This window comes from Ruegeria sp. H7, assembly GCF_056532945.1.
In genome coordinates, this window is sequence record NZ_JBQFNZ010000001.1 from 317,620 (window position 1) to 334,474 (window position 16,855).

Below are 16,855 nucleotides of genomic sequence, written 5' to 3' on the forward strand. Positions count from 1 at the left end.
GGCGGCGATATGTGAGTTTTACGGTGGGTCCAGACAAGACGGAGGAGCGCGCCGCGCATGGCATCGGACGGAAACAGAAGAAGCGGTCGCAAGGCCCGCCATGCCCAACGGGCGGCCAGGCCCGAGGTTGATCCCTGCGCGCCCGGTCAGGTTGGTGGTTTCTACAAACCTCTAACCGAGGGCGAGATTTCCCGGATATTCGACACTGCCCTTCGCCTGCTGGAAACGCTTGGCATGGGCGAAGTCCCGGATCGTCTGCGCACCGACCTGCTGGCAGCAGGCGCGACGGAGGCTGAACATGACCGTGTTTTGTTCCCGCGCGCGATGGTCGAACGTGCGATCAACACGGCGGCAAAAACCTTCACCCTGCATGGGCGGGACGAGGCCCGTTCGATCGAAGTCGGTGGCAATCGGGTGTTTTTCGGAACCGGAGGGGCTGCGGTCCAGACGCTGGACCTTGAGAGCGGTGTTTATCGCCCCTCAACCCTTGCCGATCTGCATGATTTCACCCGCCTGCAGGACACGCTGGCCAATGTCAGTTGGTTCACCCGCTGTTGCGTCGCGACAGACGTACCAGATGTTTTGGATCTGGACGTGAACACCGCTTACGCGCTGATCAAAAACACCACGAAACCTGTCGCAACCTCGTTCACTCTGGCCGAGCATGTCGCCCCGATTGTCTCGCTTTTGGACATTGCCGCAGGTGGCCCCGGCGCATTTTCCGAACGGCCGTTCCTGAAGGCGCATATCAGCCCCGTGATCTCTCCGCTGCGATACGGTGAAGATGCGGTGGACGTGGTTTATGAATGCATCCGGCACAACATCCCGATGTCCTGCATCACCGCCGCGCAGGCCGGGGCGACGGCTCCTGCGACGCTGGCCGGGTTTCTGGCGCAATCGCTGGCCGAGACACTGGCCAGTCTGGTGATGGTCAATACGATCCAGCCCGGCTTTCCCATGGTGTTTTCCAACTGGCCCTTCATCGTGGATCTGCGGACCGGGGCATTTGCGGGCGGCAGTGGCGAGACCGCCATCCTGAACGCGGCCTCGGCCCAGATCATCAACTGGCTGGGCCTGCCCTCGGGCGTTGCGGCCTCGATGACGGACGCCAAGGCCATTGACGCGCAATATGGGGTTGAGAAGGGCATGACCTCGCTGGCGGCGGCTTTGGCGGGCGGCAACCTGATCTATGAAAGCTCGGGCATGACCGCGTCGCTATTGGGTGCGAGTTTTGAAGCCTTTGTGCTGGACAACGAAATGCACTCTCACACATATCGCGCGCTAAGGGGGATCGAAGTGACCGAGGAAAATCTGGGCTTCGAGGCGATCTGCCAGTCGGTTCTGGGTGATGGTCACTTTCTCGGCAGCTCTCACACCTACGAAGCGATGGAGCGGGACTATTTCTACCCTGCCCTTGCAGATCGAACCGAGCCGCGCACGTGGCAAGAGGACGGTGCAAAGGACGCCTGGACCAACGCCCGCGAACAAGCCATCGAGACCTTGCAAACACATCACCCCACCTATCTGACGCCCGAGCAGGATGCAGAGATTCGCAAGCGGTTTCGTATTCTCTACTGACCGCAAACTATGGATTGGCGACACACCGCCAGCCGGTTAGGGTCACACCGACACGGATCAGGGGGCACCATGGCAGACGCATTTTTTCAACCGGTATCGGCGATGGGCCTTGCCCGCTTTGCGGGTGTTCCAACCTTCATGCGCCTGCCGAACCTGACACCCGAGCATGAGCGATACAAAGACGTCGATCTGGCACTCGTCGGCATCCCATGGGACGGTGGCACCACAAACCGACCCGGCGCGCGACATGGTCCCCGGCAATTGCGCGACTATTCCACCATGATCCGCGCCATGAACCCGGTGACCGGCGTCAGCCCATTTTCCTTGGTGAACTGCGCCGATCTGGGCGATGTTGCGCCCAACCCGGTCGATATTGACGATACTCTGGATCGCGTGACCAGCTTCTACAGTCGTCTTGTGTCGGATGGCATTACGCCGCTTACCGCTGGCGGGGATCACCTGACCACCCTACCCGTCCTGCGCGCTTTGGCAGAATCCGGTCCGCTGGGTCTGATCCAATTCGACAGCCATACCGACTTGTTCGACACCTATTTCGGCGGCCACAAATTCACTCACGGCACCCCGTTCCGCCGCGCCGTCGAAGAGGGTCTGGTCGATCCCAAACGCTTTGTGCAGGTCGGCATTCGCGGCACCGCCTACAATACCGAGGATATCGAGTGGGGCGAGGCGCAAGGCACTCGCATCATCCGCATCGAGGAACTGTTCGACCGCGGCATCGACGATGTCATGGCCGAGGTCCGACAGATTGTCGGCACAGCCCCGACCTATTGCACCTATGACATAGACTTTGTCGATCCGACTTATGCCCCCGGCACAGGTACGCCTGAAATCGGCGGACCCAACAGCTTTCAGGCGCAGCAGGTCATTCGCCAGATGTCCGGCGTGAACCTTGTCGGCGCCGATCTGGTCGAGGTCGCCCCCCCGTTCGATCCAAGCGGGGGCACGGCATGGCTTGGTATTTCACTGATGTTCGAACTGCTCTGTGTGCTGGCGCAGGCCGTCGACGCGCGGCGCTAGCTGACGTTTTCGGCAATCATCGAGATCATCTCGAACATCACCGCCGCCGCCGTCAGCGCGGTGATGTTGTTCGGGCTGTCTTTCGTAGGCATCATGCAGACCACGTCGCCTCCGATGATGTTCAGCCCCCGCGCCGCGTGAAGAAGGCCCACAGCCTCATCAATATCGAAACCCTTCTCGCCGGGCTCCAGATTGGACACTGCGGGCGCAACAGTCGGGTCAAGGCAATCCAGATCGAAGGTGATATAGACAGGACGGTCGCCCAGCACTTCGCGCGATTGCGCCACCACGTCGGCAAGACCGCGCTGCCGAAACTCGCGCATTGTGACGATGTTATAGCCGTAGTCATAAGATGGCTGGAGCCAGTCCAGACTGCGCGGATGCCCCCGCAGACCGATCTGCATGGACCGGCTTGGATCAACCTGCCCCTGATCGGCCAGATACGCCCCCCAATGCGCCGCCGATTTCTTGGCGCCCAGAAAGTGATCCACCTTGGTAAACACATCCGTGTGGGCGTCGAGATGCAGAAAACTTACTGGCTCGCCCCCCGCCAGCTTGCCACAGCCCAGCGCCTGAACGATACCGCCGGTGATCGAGTGATCGCCGCCAATGGAAACCGGGCGCGCACCGGCGGCGTCAATGTCTTTGTAGAACCTGGTGATCTGCTCGATACAGGCTTCGTTGTCGTTTGCGCGGGGAAAGGGCACATCGCCTACGTCTGCAATCTTCGCACTGGTCCACGGGTCGATCTGAAACAGGGAATGGACCCGGCGCTGCACCGCCGAGACATGACGCAAGGCGCGCGGGCCCAGATGTTGATCCCGCTCGGTCGTGCCGTTACCCGTGGAATGCGGCACTCCCACCAGGGCAATGTCCTGCCCCTCGGGGCCTGTGTTGGGGCAGCGAAACAGCGTCGGCACACCCCACCAGTACAGATTATCCATCATGGATTGTTCGTAGCGATCTACCATCCCGCTCTCCTTCAATGAAAAACGCCCCGGGCGGGAACCGAGGGCGTTTGCATTCAGATTTTTTCGTCTTCTCGCCGGAAGGCACCCTGCACGATGCGGTCGATGACCATGGCGCAGAACAGGATGGCAAAGCCGCCCAGCAGGCCCGGCCCCTTGGCCGCGTATTGCAGCGCTTCAAGGATTTCCTTGCCCAGGCCTCCGCCGCCGATCAGTGAGATGATGACTACCATCGACAGGCACATCAGAATGGTCTGGTTTACCCCGGTCATGATCGAGGGCAAGGCCAGCGGAATCTCCACATCCTTCAGCAATTGCCATTTCGAGGCACCAAAGGCGACCGCAGCCTCTTTGATGCTGTCAGGCACCCCGCGCATCCCCAGCGCCGTCAGGCGGATCACAGGGGGCATGCCGAAGATGATCGTGGCCAGAATGCCCGGCGGGTTGCCGGTGCCAAAGAAGGCGATGATCGGGATCAGGTAGACGAACGCGGGGAGCGTCTGCATCAGGTCCAGCACCGGTTCCGCCGCACGGTAGGCGCGCTGAGATTTACCGAACCAGATGCCCAGCGGAATGCCGAAGACCACGCACAGGATCACTGCCGCACCCACCAGCGCAACCGTCTCCATCGCCACGTCCCAGTATCCCAACAGCGCGATATAGGCCAAGGACGCCGCCGTGAAGATCGCCACCCGAGGACCAGCGGCCCGCCATGCGGTTACGCAGATGACCAGCATGACCACCGGCCAGGGCGACCCGATCAGGGCAATGGTCAGAGCATCCAGAACGGATCGGACACCCGCCACGATCCCGTCAAAGACATCACCCCCGGCAGCCGCGGCGGCATCAATCTGCGCCTCCATCCAACTGGCAAGCGCTGAGAACAGCGTCCCACCATCCTCGCCCAAAAAGACAGCCGAGACCTCCTGTTCCGGGAAGGCGTCCAACAAGGGCAGCGATGCGTTCACGGTGAACTTGTAGACGATCAGAGGCCCGATGGCAGCGATCAGGATCGCGCCCATCACGATATTCCGCGTGGACCGCCCGCTTTCCGTCTTGTCTGGATTGATCCGCCAGTTCGAATACTGTTTCTCGTACACACGGTCGGCGTAGAAGCCCTGAACCACCTTGAACACCAACAGCATCAAGAGCCCGGTTATCAGGATGCCCGTCGCCTCGGACTGTGCCGCCAGCGCGCGTTCCAGGCTTGTGTCCGCCGCTTTCTGGATATTCTCGGCCAGTTTGGTGAAGCGGTCGATATCTGCCTGCTCGGTCGCCTCGGCAGCCCGACCCAGCAACTCGTCCGCGCGTTCCTGCTGACGCGCCGCCCGGTCGGCAAACTCCGCGCCCGGATTGCCCCAGGCTCCGCGCCCGATCTGGACCCAGGCGATGATTTCAAGGATCAGGAAGGTCCAGAACATGCCCCAGATGGCGCGCGACGCCGACCAGAACGGCCCCAGTACGGCGGCCCACAGGTTGAAGGTGTTCGGGATCGCGCTGGTCGCGTCGTGGATCTTGTGAAACGCGTTGACGTAATAGTCGCCGTTTGGCCCAGCGAATTCGTGGATCGAGCGATCCAGCGTCTCGCGGTCGACTTCGATATCCGAGGCGGCGGTGACCTTCATTTCCATGGCTGCATCAGTCATTTTTGCCCCCCTGAATTCCGCGCAGCAAGCGCGGCTTGGTCACGACGCCTACATCCGCGCCCGCGTCGGTGATGACCACCGGCATATCGGTATTCACGGCCAGATCGATCAACTGATCCAGATCGGCCCCTTCATCTGCACGCGGCGCGCCATCCAGCGGACCGGAATAGCTGGCGACCGGCTCCATGATCGAATGCGCCTTGACCAGTTTCAGCTTCGAGATGCCCTGCACAAACTCGCGCACATAGTCGTCTGCTGGGTTCATCACGATATCTTCGGGCGTGCCGATCTGAACGATCACGCCGTCCTTCATGATGGCGATGCGGTGGCCGATGCGAATGGCCTCGTCCAGGTCATGGGTGATGAACAGCGTCGTCTTTTTCAGCTGCGCCACAAGTGCCTTGAACTGATCCTGCAATTGCAGGCGGATCAACGGGTCCAGTGCCGAGAACGGTTCATCCATCAACAAAATCTCAGGGTCCGAGGCCAGCGCCCGCGCAATCCCCACGCGTTGCTGCATCCCGCCGGACAGCTCTTTGGGCAGGCGGTCTTCATAACCGGTCAGGTCCACAAGGCCCAATGCGTGATCTGACACCGCCCAGCGTTTGGACTTCGACACTTTGCGAATTTCCAGCGGATAGGCCACGTTATCGCGGACAGAGCGATGCGGCATCAGCGCCATATGCTGAAACACCATTCCGATCTGTTGCGCGCGAATGCGGCGCAGTTCTGTTTCGGAAATGGCTGATACATCCTTGCCCAGAATTTCAATCTTGCCCGCCGTGGGTTCGATCAGGCGGTTCACGTGCCGGACCAGAGTGGATTTGCCCGATCCCGAAAGGCCCATGATGCAGAAAATCTCGCCGCGCGAGACCTCGAAACTGGCGTCCTGCACGCCGACCACACAGCCAAAACGCTCCAGAACCTGCGCTTTGGTCAGACCCTCTTTCAGGACGGCCTCCATGGCTTCGGGCGCGCGGTTACCGAAGATTTTCCAGACATGTTCAAGTTTAACGACAGATTCGTCCATTTGCCCCCCATAAGGCGCGGTTTCGCCAGGCAGATAGGAAAAGGGCCGTCGCGATCTGTCGCAACGGCCCGGGTTTCAACGGCTTAGTTGGTCAACCAGCCAATCACCGTATCTTCGTTGTCGGCCACCCATTGCTGAGCGAAATCTGATGCTTCCATGTTATCCACGGCCAGCGCCTTGCCCATCGCGCTCAGGTCGTCACCCTGCATCTGATAGTTGCGGAACAAAGCGGCCACTTCGGGATAGGCCTCTTCCAGTTCTTTCGCATAGTGCAGGTGCAAGGTCGCGCCGTTCCAGGCTGTTGATGCTTCGGACTTGGCCAGCCAATCAGGATCATCGGTCGGCTGGACAATCGTCCAGGTCGCCGGATCATGAGCGGGTTCTTCCAGCACAGTCAGATCCTGCGTCACGAAGATGTAGTGCGGGCTATAACAGAACCCGATCCACGGATCGCCTGCCTTGGTCGCGTTGGCCAGATTGGCGTAGGCGATGGTCTCTTCGTATTCGGTCAGGTCGAAGATCTGATCATAACCATATGATTTCGCGCGTATCTTCTCGACCACGGTCGAGGCCCATCCGGGCGCGCCGATCCATACCTCTGGCGTGCCATTTCCGTCTGTGTCGAAAATGGCCATCTTGTCCGGGTCGCTCAGGTCATCAATCGAGGTGATGCCGTGCTGTTCCGCGATATAGGTCGGGATACACATGCCCTGTTCGGCCTGAACCGGGTTTTCGTTCATCACGACGGTGCCGTTATCCTTGACATAGGTGTCATGCAGGTTCTGCTGGTTCGGCATCCACACTTCGGGGTGGACATGCATTGAACCGCTGTCCATCGCCTCGAACACGATGGGGTTGGTGCCGTTTTGCAGTTCGACATCCAGGCCCAGATTCTCTTCGATGACAACCTCAAGAATATGCGCCGTTGCGTTGACAGAGGCCCAGTTTGGTACCCCGATCACGATGTCGGCCGCAAAAGCCGGCAGGGCGACGACTGCGGAAGCACCACCCAGTAGCAACGATTGTTTTTTCATAAGATCTCTCCATGTTGAACTTTATGGGGCACGGTGTTTCAGCAGGTCCCACCCACCCGCGCCTGTTCTTTTTTGACAACACGTGTGTTTGCAGCTTGTTAGCCTGCACCCATTGGCGATACACGTGTTGGAAAAGTGAAACATGCGAATGTATTGCGCATCAAGCGCGACACAGCAGAAACGAAGTTTGTTCGAAATTACGAAAACCAATATTCGAGATTTTCGGAATTACTTGCCGAATTGCGTAAGTCTTCGGCGAAAACCGCAGGGCAAAGGCAACGCCTTCCACAATTACTGCAGGTAAAGCGCAACGCGCCATGCACGCAAGGCACGGCTTACATCATGCACTTGTCTGATTGCAGCGCGACCTGATCAGCAACAATCGCATTTGCACGTCGCGACGTAGCTGTCGCAATGGTTCGGCAATACGGCGACCGCTACCAGAACCGGGCGCGAAATGCAGCCATCGGCACTGACGCGGGCATAGGCGACCTCGCACCTGTCCACGTCCACAAGGCGTTGATTATTGTCATCCTTGCGGGCCTTGGCGGCTGTACTTGCCGTACCTGCCGTGCTTGCGGGATCGTCTTTGTGGAAAACCGAACAATCGATATTTACGACAAGTTGAACCACCTTTTCCTCGCAAGGACCAAGCGTGAACTTTGTGTCCGACAGGGCCGCCGCCCAGCCAAGATCGCGCCCGCTGGCGGTTGAAAAGCTGCTCAGCGAAACGGTGACGTCACGGGTGCGGCGCGAGTCATTGGAGAAGGTCAGCGAGATAGCGCGTCGTTCAGAACAGCGCGCTTCGATCAGCACATCGCCGTCGCAGATACAGCAGTCGCAGCAACTGTCATGCCCGCATGGGTCACAGTCGCAGCCACAATCGTCGCGATAGGACCGCCGCGCATCCGGGACACCGTACAGGCTTTGGGTATAGGCCTGTATCTGCGTATACCCTTCGCGCAGGTTACAGAGATAGTCGTCGACCGTCATCATCCGCATGCCCTGCGTCCGGTAGCAGTAGCCGTAAAACACCTCGGGGTTTCTGCCCTTCCCGCTGCTGCGCCGTGTCATGGTTCTTTGCATTTTCTTGCCTCCTCATCACGGACAGAGCGTTCAAACCGCCAGAATGTGCACTGTCACTGTTTCAGACAAAATCCGGATGGCCGCGTTGGCCTCGACCCCTTTGGGGATCGTGCCCGGTATCGTGAATTCCCACATTTGCGAGACGGTCTGCCCCGCAGCCACCGTTACCGGATCGTTCTTGACCTTGAGCGGCGTGAAACTCTCCAGTTCGGCATCATAACTCAGCGACATGGCCTTCATGACGTCGTCCAGCGTTCGATCGGTATCGCGCAGTTTCTTCAGGGTCTCGCGCTGCGCCCGACAATGCAGCAGATCCAGATCCAGTTGCACGGCCCCGATGGCGGGAACATCAACCGGCACATTGCCGTGGTTTCGAAACGCCATCAGCTTTTTGACCTTAGTTCCGGCGGCGCCGACTAGAAACACCTCATCCGGGTTGACCTCGAAATCCACCACCTCGGTCACGATAACCTCGGCCGGGTGGTCGGTGCCATCAACGGGCAGCGTCATCGCATAGATACCCGGCGGGGTCGTCGGGCTGAGCGATACTGTAACCGGCACGGACTTGCTGGCCCCGGCCCGCAGTTTCACCCGCGGCAGGTCCACGGATAGTGTGGGTTTCGCTGCCGCAGCCCGCGACCCCCGGCCCGATGTGGGTTTGACCTCTGTCAGTTTCAAATCACGCAGGGCTTTGCGTTCCGCACTTGCGTTGCCCAGGTTCAAGGTGCCGTGCACCGCGCCGGGTGCGCCCACCAGAACAAGTGGCTCAAGAAGTGTGACATCCGGCGTCTTGGTCTTTGCAGCCCTGGCCATATCGCACCCCTATTTGATGTGAATTTTGACGCCGCCCGAGGATGGGCTGGGCTTAGCCGTTTTCGACCCACCGGACGGGGCCGAGCTTTGCGCAGGCAATTGGACCGAGGGGCGGAAGGGCAACTCTTCGTAGACCTGCTTGCTTTCGCCGCTATAGGTTACGCCGTAATATTCGACGCCCATATAAGTCACGCCGATATGGTGGTGATAGGGCTGGCGGATGATACCGGTCGGAAGCTTGCCGTAATTGACGGTCGTGCACAGATCCAGCGCCACAGGTTTCAGATCAATCGACAGCGGCTTGATCTCAAGCGTCAGGTCGGTGGTGTTTTCGCTGACGATGGGTTCCGAGATTTTCAGGTCCTGAACGCTCTCGGTCTTGATCGGATCGCCGCCTTCCAGCTTGGTCTCGGTCTTGATCGGTGTTTGACCCCCGTTCAGCGTGACACCGATATCGTCGAGGCCGTTGATGGTGACATCGGCATCTGTGTCCGAGTCGATTGTGATGGGTCCGTTATTGACGTTTACGGTGCTGCGGCCACCGCCACCTTTGCCTCCGCCCCCTGGCATAGTCACCTCCAAATCCATTCCGGTGCTCGCCGCACCTGAGTAAGCGCTTGGCACGAAAACTGTGCAAAAAGTATCGCCAAGGTAGCATATTTTGGCCTCTGATTCACGGGTGAACCTGTGATCCGGCGGCTTGGACGGCGTCAAACCCCTGAATTCGTGATATGATAGGCGCTGACCAAAACGACGTCTGCGCGACGCGAACGAGGGTATCACCAAAGGTGACAGACGCTGTGAGTGTAGAAATCGCATTGACTCCGCAGAACCCTACCCATGCCGGGCTGTCGGGTCGGTTGGTCTGTTTCCCGCATGCAGGCGGCGCGGCAGAGCGCTTTCACGACTGGATGAGCGGATTTGCGCCGGTTCTGGATGTTCGGGCCGTCACCCTGCCGGGCCGGGGACGGCTTTTGGACCAACCGCCAGTGTATCAATGGCCGGATCTGATCGAGTCGGTTTTGGCCGGGATTCAACCACTGACAGATCGACCTTTTGCCGTTTTCGGTCACAGTTTCGGGGCCTTGCTGGCCTATGAAATCACCCGCGCGCTTGATCATCAGGGCAAGCCGCCCGACCTGTTGGTCGTGGCCGGGTCTGCACCGCAGATGGCCCGGCGTGATCGTGCTATTTCCGGGCTGCCAAGGTCGAGGTTTCTGTCCGAGATTGAGGCCATCAACGGCACGCCGCCCGATGTTCTGTCCAACGCAGACTTGATGGATCGGTTTCTGCCTGCCTTGCGCGCGGATTTTGCCCTGCTCGAAGCGTATGACGCGGACCGCGCCAGCAAGCACCCCCCGTTAAGCTGCCCAATCCTTGCGGTCGGCTCGGACAATGACCCGCAGGTTCCGTTCCACAGCATTCTCGGCTGGCGGCACCGCACGCGCAGCCGTTTTGAATGCCGCCTGTTTGCAGGCGATCACTTCTTTCCCTTTTCCAACCCGGATTTCGCCGACACTCTTTTCGACTATGTTGATGATGCCCTGAATGAACACTCAAAGGACCTCCATCGCGCCGGATGAGGCGTCGATTGCCATTATCGGCATGCAGGGCCGCTTTCCCGGCGCGGCCAGTGTGGATGAGCTGTGGCAAAACCTGCTGGCCGGGCGCGAGGCCGTCACGACGCTGAGCCCCGAACAAATGGAAGGCGCGCAGGTCCCGAAAGAGCTGCACGAGCTGCCGAACTACGTCAACAAAGCCACCCTGCTGGATGACGTTGATAAGTTCGACGCCGAGTTCTTCGGCTTCAGCCCGCGTGATGCGGAACTGACCGACCCCCAGCACCGCCTGTTTCTGGAATGCGCCTGGCACGCGCTTGAGGATGCGGGCTATGTACCCGACCGCTACAAAGGAGACATTGGTGTCTTTGGCGGCTGTGAGTTGTCGGGCTACCTGTACCTGATCAACCGCAATCTTGACCGTCTGGGCTTTCTGGACGGCATGCAGTTGATGATCACCAACGACAAGGACTACATGGCCACACAGGTGGCCTATAAGCTGAACCTGACCGGGCCTGCGATCACGGTTCAGACCTCATGCTCAACCTCGCTGGTTGCGACCTGTCTGGCCTGTCAGAACCTGCTGGAAGAAAGCTGCGACATTGCGCTGGCCGGGGGCGTTACGGTCAAGGTCCCGCAGCGGCGCGGCTACCTGTTTGCCGCCGGGGGTATTCTGTCGCCGGACGGCCAGTGCCGCCCTTTCGATGCGGCGGCGCAAGGGACAATAGTGGGCAGCGGCGTGGGTCTTGTGGTGCTCAAACGGCTGGACAAGGCCCTTCGGGATGGCGACCGCATACGCGCCGTGATCCGGGGGTTTGGGCATAACAACGACGGGTCGAACAAGGTCAGCTATGCCGCGCCCAGCGCCGAAGGCCAGGCCCGTGCGATTGAAACCGCGTTTCAGATGGCGGGCATCCCGCCCCGCTCGGTCGGCTATATCGAGGCGCACGGAACCGCCACCATGCTGGGCGACCCTATCGAGGTCGCGGCCCTGTCGCGCGTGTTCCGCAAATCGACCGAAGACACGCAGTTCTGCGCCATCGGTTCGGTCAAAGCGAATGTCGGGCATCTGAGTTGCGCTGCCGGGGTAACCGGGCTGATCAAGGCCGCTTTGGTGGCCGAGACCGGCACGGTCCCCCCCAACCCCCATTTCAACGTCCCTGCCCCGGGCATCGATTTTCCGACCAGCCCGTTCTACGTCAACCGCGACGCGACCAAGGTGGCGGCAATCGACGGTCCGCGCCGGGCAGGTGTCAGTTCGTTTGGGGTTGGCGGGACAAACGCGCATATCCTGCTTGAGGAACCTCCGAAACAGGCCCCATCCGGGCCAGGGCGCACGCAGCAACTGATCGTCATGTCCGCCCGCAACAAAGCCGCGCTGGATCGTCTGGCGCTGTCACATGCGCGCCGCATCATGAGCGCCGCGCCCTCGGACCTGGCGGATATTGCCTACACAACCCAAACAAGCCGCGCGCGGTTTGCCCTTCGGCGCTATGTGCGCGTTGATGCCAAAAACCCTGCGGGCAGCGCTTTGGCCCTGTTGGCGAATAACAACGACAAGGTGCGCACGATTGAGTCCAGCGGCGAGGATCGCCCCGTCGTTTTCATGTTCTCGGGCCAAGGCGCGCAATACCCTGACATGGGCAAGGGCCTCTATCGGTCGGAAGCGGTGTTTCGCAAAGCCTTCGACCGTTGTTGCCGCGCCTTTCGGGACAGCAGCGGTCTGGACCTGAAGCCCATCGTTTTCGCCAAAAAAGCGGACCGTGAACGCGCGGCTGAGCAATTGAAGCAGACGCAATTCACGCAGCCTGCGCTGTTTGCCGTAGAATATGCCCTGGCGCAGCTTTGGATGTCGTGGGGCGTTCGACCACGCGCGATGATCGGGCACAGCATCGGCGAATATGTTGCGGCAACACTGGCCGGGGTGATGACATTAAAGGACGCGGCAAAGCTGGTGGCCCGACGTGGGGCTCTGATGGCGTCATGCAAGCCCGGCTCGATGCTGGCAGTTCCGAAGGAGGAAGCCTATCTGCGCCCGTTGCTTCCCGACGACATCGCGGTTGCCGCTGTGAACGCTCCCGGAATGACCGTTGTGGCCGGACCGAGCCCGGCAATCAAGCGACTGGCGAAGCGGCTTGAGAACCAGAAGATCAAAGCCACTATTCTGCGAACCTCACACGCGTTCCATTCAGCGATGATGGACCCGATTCTGGACGACTTCATCGACGCATTTCAGGGCATTCGCCTGCGTGCGCCTCAGATCGACATTTATTCGAACCTCACCGGCACCGTCCTGACCAAAACCGCCGCAACCGACCCGGCCTACTGGGCCATGCACCTGCGCAGCGCGGTGCGGTTTGCTGACTGCGTCAAAGCCGGGCTGGACCTGCCCGATGCCATTTTCCTTGAGGTCGGCCCCGGCCGATCCCTGACCAACCTCGCCGGGCTGCAACTGAGCGGGACCGGCTCGGTTGCCCTGCCCTCGATGGACAGCAAATCCGGTCCGCAGTTCGAGGCTGACATGGCCACCGACACGCTCGGGCAGCTTTGGGCGCATGGGGCTGAAATCGACTGGCATCGCCATTATGCGGACGAGGCGCGATGCAAAGTACCCGTTCCGATGTATCCGTTCGAACGGGACAGCTATTGGGTCGGCGGTGCGGAAGATCCCAGCGTGGACGCGGCGGCAACGCGCAAGGCGATGGTCGATTGGGGGTATGTGCCCCAGTGGATGGACGCTCCGATCACGGACACCGAAGCTTTGCCCGATGATGCGCGTGTCCTGATCTTCAGCGACAAGGGTCAAGCAGCCAGAGTTTTGCAAAAAACGTTACGATCCAAGGGGGTCGACGCTACCATTGTCACCGCATCTTTGCGGTTCATGCACCGCAAGGACAGGGCGTTCTCGGTTGATCCGAGCAATCCAACACACTTCACCCGGCTTGCAAGCGAACTGCGGGACAACGACAAGCCGATCACACATATCGTTTACCTCTGGCCTCTCGCGCTATTGGACGCCTCGGCCAATGTCATGGCGATGCAGAGCGCGGCTCTGGCCATCGCCAAAGCCAACGGACTGGCCAAGGTTCGGATGATCTCGGTCACAGCGCAGGCGCAGCCTGCCCGAGCGGACAAGACGACGGGGGTCGAGACCTCGGCAACACTCGCATTGGCGAAGGTGCTGGGACAGGAGGTCCCCTCGCTGCGCGTTACCTCGGTCGACATTGCGGAAAACGACCGGACCAAACCTGCCGCAGATCGCCTCGCAGGCTGGCTTTTGAACGAATTGCAAGCGCCAGAGTTCGCCCCTTCGGTTGCCTATATCGACGGAAAACGGTGCCGCCTCAGCTATCAGGCGCAGCAGTTGGAACCCGTCGAAGCGTCACCGCTGTTCAAACGCAAAGGTGTCTATGTCATCACCGGCGGCTTGGGCAATATCGGGCTGGCAATGGCCGAGATGCTGGCCGAACGCTACAAGGCCAAGTTGGTCCTTTTGTCCCGTTCCGGCGGACCTGCGGAATCCGAATGGGAGGCGCTAGCCAACGGCCCCAACGAGTTCGACAAAACCGCGATGCTGGCGCGCAGGCTGCTGGACTTGTCGCGCAAAACCGAAGTTATGGTTTTGAAAGCAGATGTGTCGGACGAAAAGACGATGCGCAGCGCCTTGTCCGAAGCCGCCCGAAAGCTTGGCCCTATCAATGGCGTCTTCCACATGGCCGGAAATGTTGGCAGCGGGTTTGGCAAACTCAGCGATCTGACAGCAGACGATCTGCACAGCCAGACTGACCCAAAGATCGGCGGGGCCCGCGCAGTTGCAAAGGTTTTGCAGGATCACAGCCCGGATTTCGTCATGCTGGGCTCGTCCCTGTCCGCTGTTCTTGGCGGATTGAACCTGGGATATTACGCCGTCGCAAACCAGGTGCTGGACGCGTTCGCCGCCTCGCGCCCCTCCGATACCCGCTGGATTTCGGTCAACTGGGATCAATGGGCCTTTGCCGATCAGACGCATGGAGAGGACGCGATCTCGCCCGCAGATGGGGTCGAGGCGCTGCACCGTTTGTCTGCATTGAATACCAATCAGATTGTGATCTCAGCCACCCCACTGCAGGCACGTCTGGCGGAATGGGTCGAGTTCACGGCCACGCCCAAAGCCACCGAAGCCGCCGCTACGGGCCATAGCCGCCCCAACCTCAGCAACCCGTTTGAAGCACCAAAAACGGATATGGAGACCATCGTTGCTGGCATCTGGGAGGATCTGCTGGGCCTGAGCCCCGTCGGCATCCATGACAAGTTTTTTGAGTTGGGCGGGCATTCCCTGCTGGCCATCGAAATGACCATGCGGATCGAGGAGCGCTTTGGCTTTAACCCCGAGGTCGGCCAGATCTTTGATACGCCCACAATCGCGGGTCTGGCCCCGATCATCGAAGCCAATATCGGCAAGACCACCGACAAACCAATCCAGCCGGACATTGCAGCCCCACAGCCCGAGCCTGATCTGGACCTGGAAGGGGCCAAGAAAAGCTTTCAGGACATGTATGACGGCGTGACCAACCAGCTTGATAGCTCGGCCTTCGGGGCTTTTGCGCATTTCCTGAACTACGGCTATGCGCCCAACGGTGCGCCCGAGGCGTCGGATGTCCGGCTCAACGACACGATGATGAACCGAAACTCGGTCAAACTTGCGTTGGAGGTGATTGGCACGCACCCAATTGACGGCACATCCGTTCTGGATGTGGGATGCGGTCGCGGCGGTACGGCCCGGACGCTGGTTGAGTTTTTTGAGCCCGCCTCTGTCACCGGGCTGGATTTATCCGGGGCCGCCATCGCGTTCTGCCGAAAGACGCATACCGATCCCCGCCTGACCTTTGTGCAAGGCGACGCCGAGAACCTGCCTTTCGAGGATGGCCAATTCGACGCGATTACAAATATCGAAAGCTCACACACCTATCCGGCGATCCAGAAATTCTATGCCTCGGTCCTGCGCGTCCTGAAACCCGGAGGCGCGTTTCTTTACACTGATCTGCTGCCCGTCGGGAAACTGAACCAATGTCTTGAACGTCTGAAAGACCTTGGCTTTGACATCGAAGATGAACGCGACATCACGCCGAATGTTCTGCTGTCCTGCGATGAGATTGCCGCGTCGCGTCTTGGTGCCTTCGGCGGCGATCAGGAGATGAGCAACTTCCTCGCCGCGCCCGGATCGGCGGTTTACGAGTCGATGAAATCCGGGGAATGGAGCTATCGCATCTGGCGGCTCAGGAAGCCCTCTAACTGACGTCGATTTCCATGGAAATCAACTGATTGCGCGCCTGTCCTAACCCTACGATGACCAACGCTGTAGAGTAGCTATGCCCCGCGCGGTACAGTTCGGCGTCGACGGGAACCATGACCTTGACCAGTTGCTTTTGACCCGGTGCCAGATTGATCAGATCGGGGATCACGTCGATCATCGCGCCTTCAACTGCAACGCCGTCCTCGTCCAGAACCGGGGTGGTCGAAATCCGGGGGCTGACACTTGTCGCGGTGCTGTTCTCCACCTCGAAACTGGCCGACAGGGTGCTGCCAGCCGCGCCGCTCAATGAGATCGTGGCCGTCTGGGGTTGCGCGGGCTGCTCGGCAGCAAGCCCGTTTCTTCCCCGGCTGTTCAGAAACTGGAACAGTTCGTCCGTATAACGCTTGGACAGGACCTGAGCCGAGGCCGCATAGCGGATGGCAAGCTGCAACCCCTCTTGCGCAATCTCGGCCCCGCGCGTTTCGGTGAATTCCTTGTAGAGATCGGCCATTTCAGGGTCATAGCCCTGTTCCGACAATCGCTGATATTGCGTACCAGCATCGGTGTATTGCTGCGTGAAGGCGGTATAGATCGATTGAAGCTGGCGATAGCTTTCCTCCATCGCTGCCTGCAATTCCGCCTGTTTGCCCAATCCGTGATGCGTGGGCGGTACAGCGGCATGCACAACCTCGACCTCCGGCTTAACCTCAACCGGTTCCGGTTTGGGCTTGGGCGCCGTTTGCTTTGCTTTGGGACGCGGGCGTTTTGCGGGTTGCTTGCCGGTTGCTTTAGCCATCTCAGCCCTCTGTCTGCTGCACTCGCCAATGCGGC

Annotated in this window: 12 protein-coding genes; 4 read left to right on the forward strand and 8 right to left on the reverse strand. The window is 60.0% G+C overall.

All coding sequences use genetic code 11. The features are described 5' to 3' along the window. Positions 1–57 precede the first annotated feature (57 nt). Positions 58–1,578 carry a trimethylamine methyltransferase family protein gene (locus ACR0AC_RS01560; RefSeq protein ID WP_480871701.1) on the forward strand — a complete coding sequence of 507 codons (1,521 nt, stop codon included), beginning with the start codon at positions 58–60 and terminating at the stop codon, positions 1,576–1,578. A gap of 69 nt (positions 1,579–1,647) precedes the next feature. Beyond that, positions 1,648–2,616, forward strand: a complete 969-nt coding sequence (gene speB, locus ACR0AC_RS01565; protein ID WP_480871702.1) for an agmatinase — start codon at positions 1,648–1,650, stop codon at positions 2,614–2,616. On the opposite strand, the gene ACR0AC_RS01570 is transcribed toward speB, so the two are convergent. The 7 genes from ACR0AC_RS01570 to ACR0AC_RS01600 all read right to left on the reverse strand — a co-directional run bounded on the left by ACR0AC_RS01570 (position 2,613) and on the right by ACR0AC_RS01600 (position 9,763). Then, a complete protein-coding gene (locus ACR0AC_RS01570) occupies positions 2,613–3,587 on the reverse strand; it encodes an arginase family protein (protein ID WP_170451661.1) in 975 nt (324 codons plus the stop codon). The two genes, speB and ACR0AC_RS01570, sit on opposite strands and share 4 nt — an antisense overlap. A 53-nt stretch (positions 3,588–3,640) precedes the next feature. Further along, positions 3,641–5,230 (reverse strand): ABC transporter permease, encoded by a 1,590-nt coding sequence (locus tag ACR0AC_RS01575; protein WP_480871703.1) that lies wholly within the window; start codon positions 5,228–5,230, stop codon positions 3,641–3,643. Beyond that, on the reverse strand, positions 5,223–6,260 hold the full coding sequence (locus tag ACR0AC_RS01580; RefSeq protein WP_480871704.1) for a quaternary amine ABC transporter ATP-binding protein: 1,038 nt from the start codon (positions 6,258–6,260) through the stop codon (positions 5,223–5,225). The genes ACR0AC_RS01575 and ACR0AC_RS01580 overlap by 8 nt, the downstream gene beginning before the upstream one ends. Before the next feature lie 83 nt (positions 6,261–6,343). Next, complete coding sequence (locus tag ACR0AC_RS01585; RefSeq protein ID WP_480871705.1) at positions 6,344–7,294, reverse strand: ABC transporter substrate-binding protein; 951 nt, start codon at positions 7,292–7,294, stop codon at positions 6,344–6,346. A gap of 372 nt (positions 7,295–7,666) precedes the next feature. Next, positions 7,667–8,380 carry a hypothetical protein gene (locus tag ACR0AC_RS01590; protein ID WP_480871706.1) on the reverse strand — a complete coding sequence of 238 codons (714 nt, stop codon included), beginning with the start codon at positions 8,378–8,380 and terminating at the stop codon, positions 7,667–7,669. 30 nt (positions 8,381–8,410) lie between these two features. Next, positions 8,411–9,193 (reverse strand): hypothetical protein, encoded by a 783-nt coding sequence (locus ACR0AC_RS01595; RefSeq protein ID WP_170517631.1) that lies wholly within the window; start codon positions 9,191–9,193, stop codon positions 8,411–8,413. 9 nt (positions 9,194–9,202) lie between these two features. Further along, complete coding sequence (locus ACR0AC_RS01600; RefSeq protein ID WP_170451674.1) at positions 9,203–9,763, reverse strand: hypothetical protein; 561 nt, start codon at positions 9,761–9,763, stop codon at positions 9,203–9,205. A gap of 230 nt (positions 9,764–9,993) precedes the next feature. Between ACR0AC_RS01600 and ACR0AC_RS01605 the strand changes: the two genes are divergently transcribed. Together ACR0AC_RS01605 and ACR0AC_RS01610 are read left to right on the forward strand one after the other, a co-directional pair. Continuing rightward, positions 9,994–10,776, forward strand: a complete 783-nt coding sequence (locus ACR0AC_RS01605; RefSeq protein WP_480625815.1) for a thioesterase II family protein — start codon at positions 9,994–9,996, stop codon at positions 10,774–10,776. After that, entirely contained in the window at positions 10,742–16,027 is a 5,286-nt protein-coding gene (locus ACR0AC_RS01610) for a beta-ketoacyl synthase N-terminal-like domain-containing protein (protein WP_480871707.1), read from the forward strand. The genes ACR0AC_RS01605 and ACR0AC_RS01610 overlap by 35 nt, the downstream gene beginning before the upstream one ends. On the opposite strand, the gene ACR0AC_RS01615 is transcribed toward ACR0AC_RS01610, so the two are convergent. Next, complete coding sequence (locus tag ACR0AC_RS01615; protein WP_480871708.1) at positions 16,020–16,820, reverse strand: hypothetical protein; 801 nt, start codon at positions 16,818–16,820, stop codon at positions 16,020–16,022. The two genes, ACR0AC_RS01610 and ACR0AC_RS01615, sit on opposite strands and share 8 nt — an antisense overlap. Positions 16,821–16,855 lie beyond the last annotated feature (35 nt).

What these genes read in the sequence shown, in the direction of transcription:
- ACR0AC_RS01580 (WP_480871704.1), bottom strand. Translation starts at nt 6,260, where the DNA reads ATGGACGAATCTGTCGTTAAACTTGAACATGTCTGGAAAATCTTCGGT.
- ACR0AC_RS01570 (WP_170451661.1), bottom strand. Translation starts at nt 3,587, where the DNA reads ATGGTAGATCGCTACGAACAATCCATGATGGATAATCTGTACTGGTGG.
- ACR0AC_RS01610 (WP_480871707.1), top strand. Translation starts at nt 10,742, where the DNA reads ATGAACACTCAAAGGACCTCCATCGCGCCGGATGAGGCGTCGATTGCC.
- ACR0AC_RS01595 (WP_170517631.1), bottom strand. Translation starts at nt 9,193, where the DNA reads ATGGCCAGGGCTGCAAAGACCAAGACGCCGGATGTCACACTTCTTGAG.
- ACR0AC_RS01615 (WP_480871708.1), bottom strand. Translation starts at nt 16,820, where the DNA reads ATGGCTAAAGCAACCGGCAAGCAACCCGCAAAACGCCCGCGTCCCAAA.
- ACR0AC_RS01585 (WP_480871705.1), bottom strand. Translation starts at nt 7,294, where the DNA reads ATGAAAAAACAATCGTTGCTACTGGGTGGTGCTTCCGCAGTCGTCGCC.
- ACR0AC_RS01600 (WP_170451674.1), bottom strand. Translation starts at nt 9,763, where the DNA reads ATGCCAGGGGGCGGAGGCAAAGGTGGCGGTGGCCGCAGCACCGTAAAC.
- speB (WP_480871702.1), top strand. Translation starts at nt 1,648, where the DNA reads ATGGCAGACGCATTTTTTCAACCGGTATCGGCGATGGGCCTTGCCCGC.
- ACR0AC_RS01590 (WP_480871706.1), bottom strand. Translation starts at nt 8,380, where the DNA reads ATGCAAAGAACCATGACACGGCGCAGCAGCGGGAAGGGCAGAAACCCC.
- ACR0AC_RS01560 (WP_480871701.1), top strand. Translation starts at nt 58, where the DNA reads ATGGCATCGGACGGAAACAGAAGAAGCGGTCGCAAGGCCCGCCATGCC.
- ACR0AC_RS01575 (WP_480871703.1), bottom strand. Translation starts at nt 5,230, where the DNA reads ATGACTGATGCAGCCATGGAAATGAAGGTCACCGCCGCCTCGGATATC.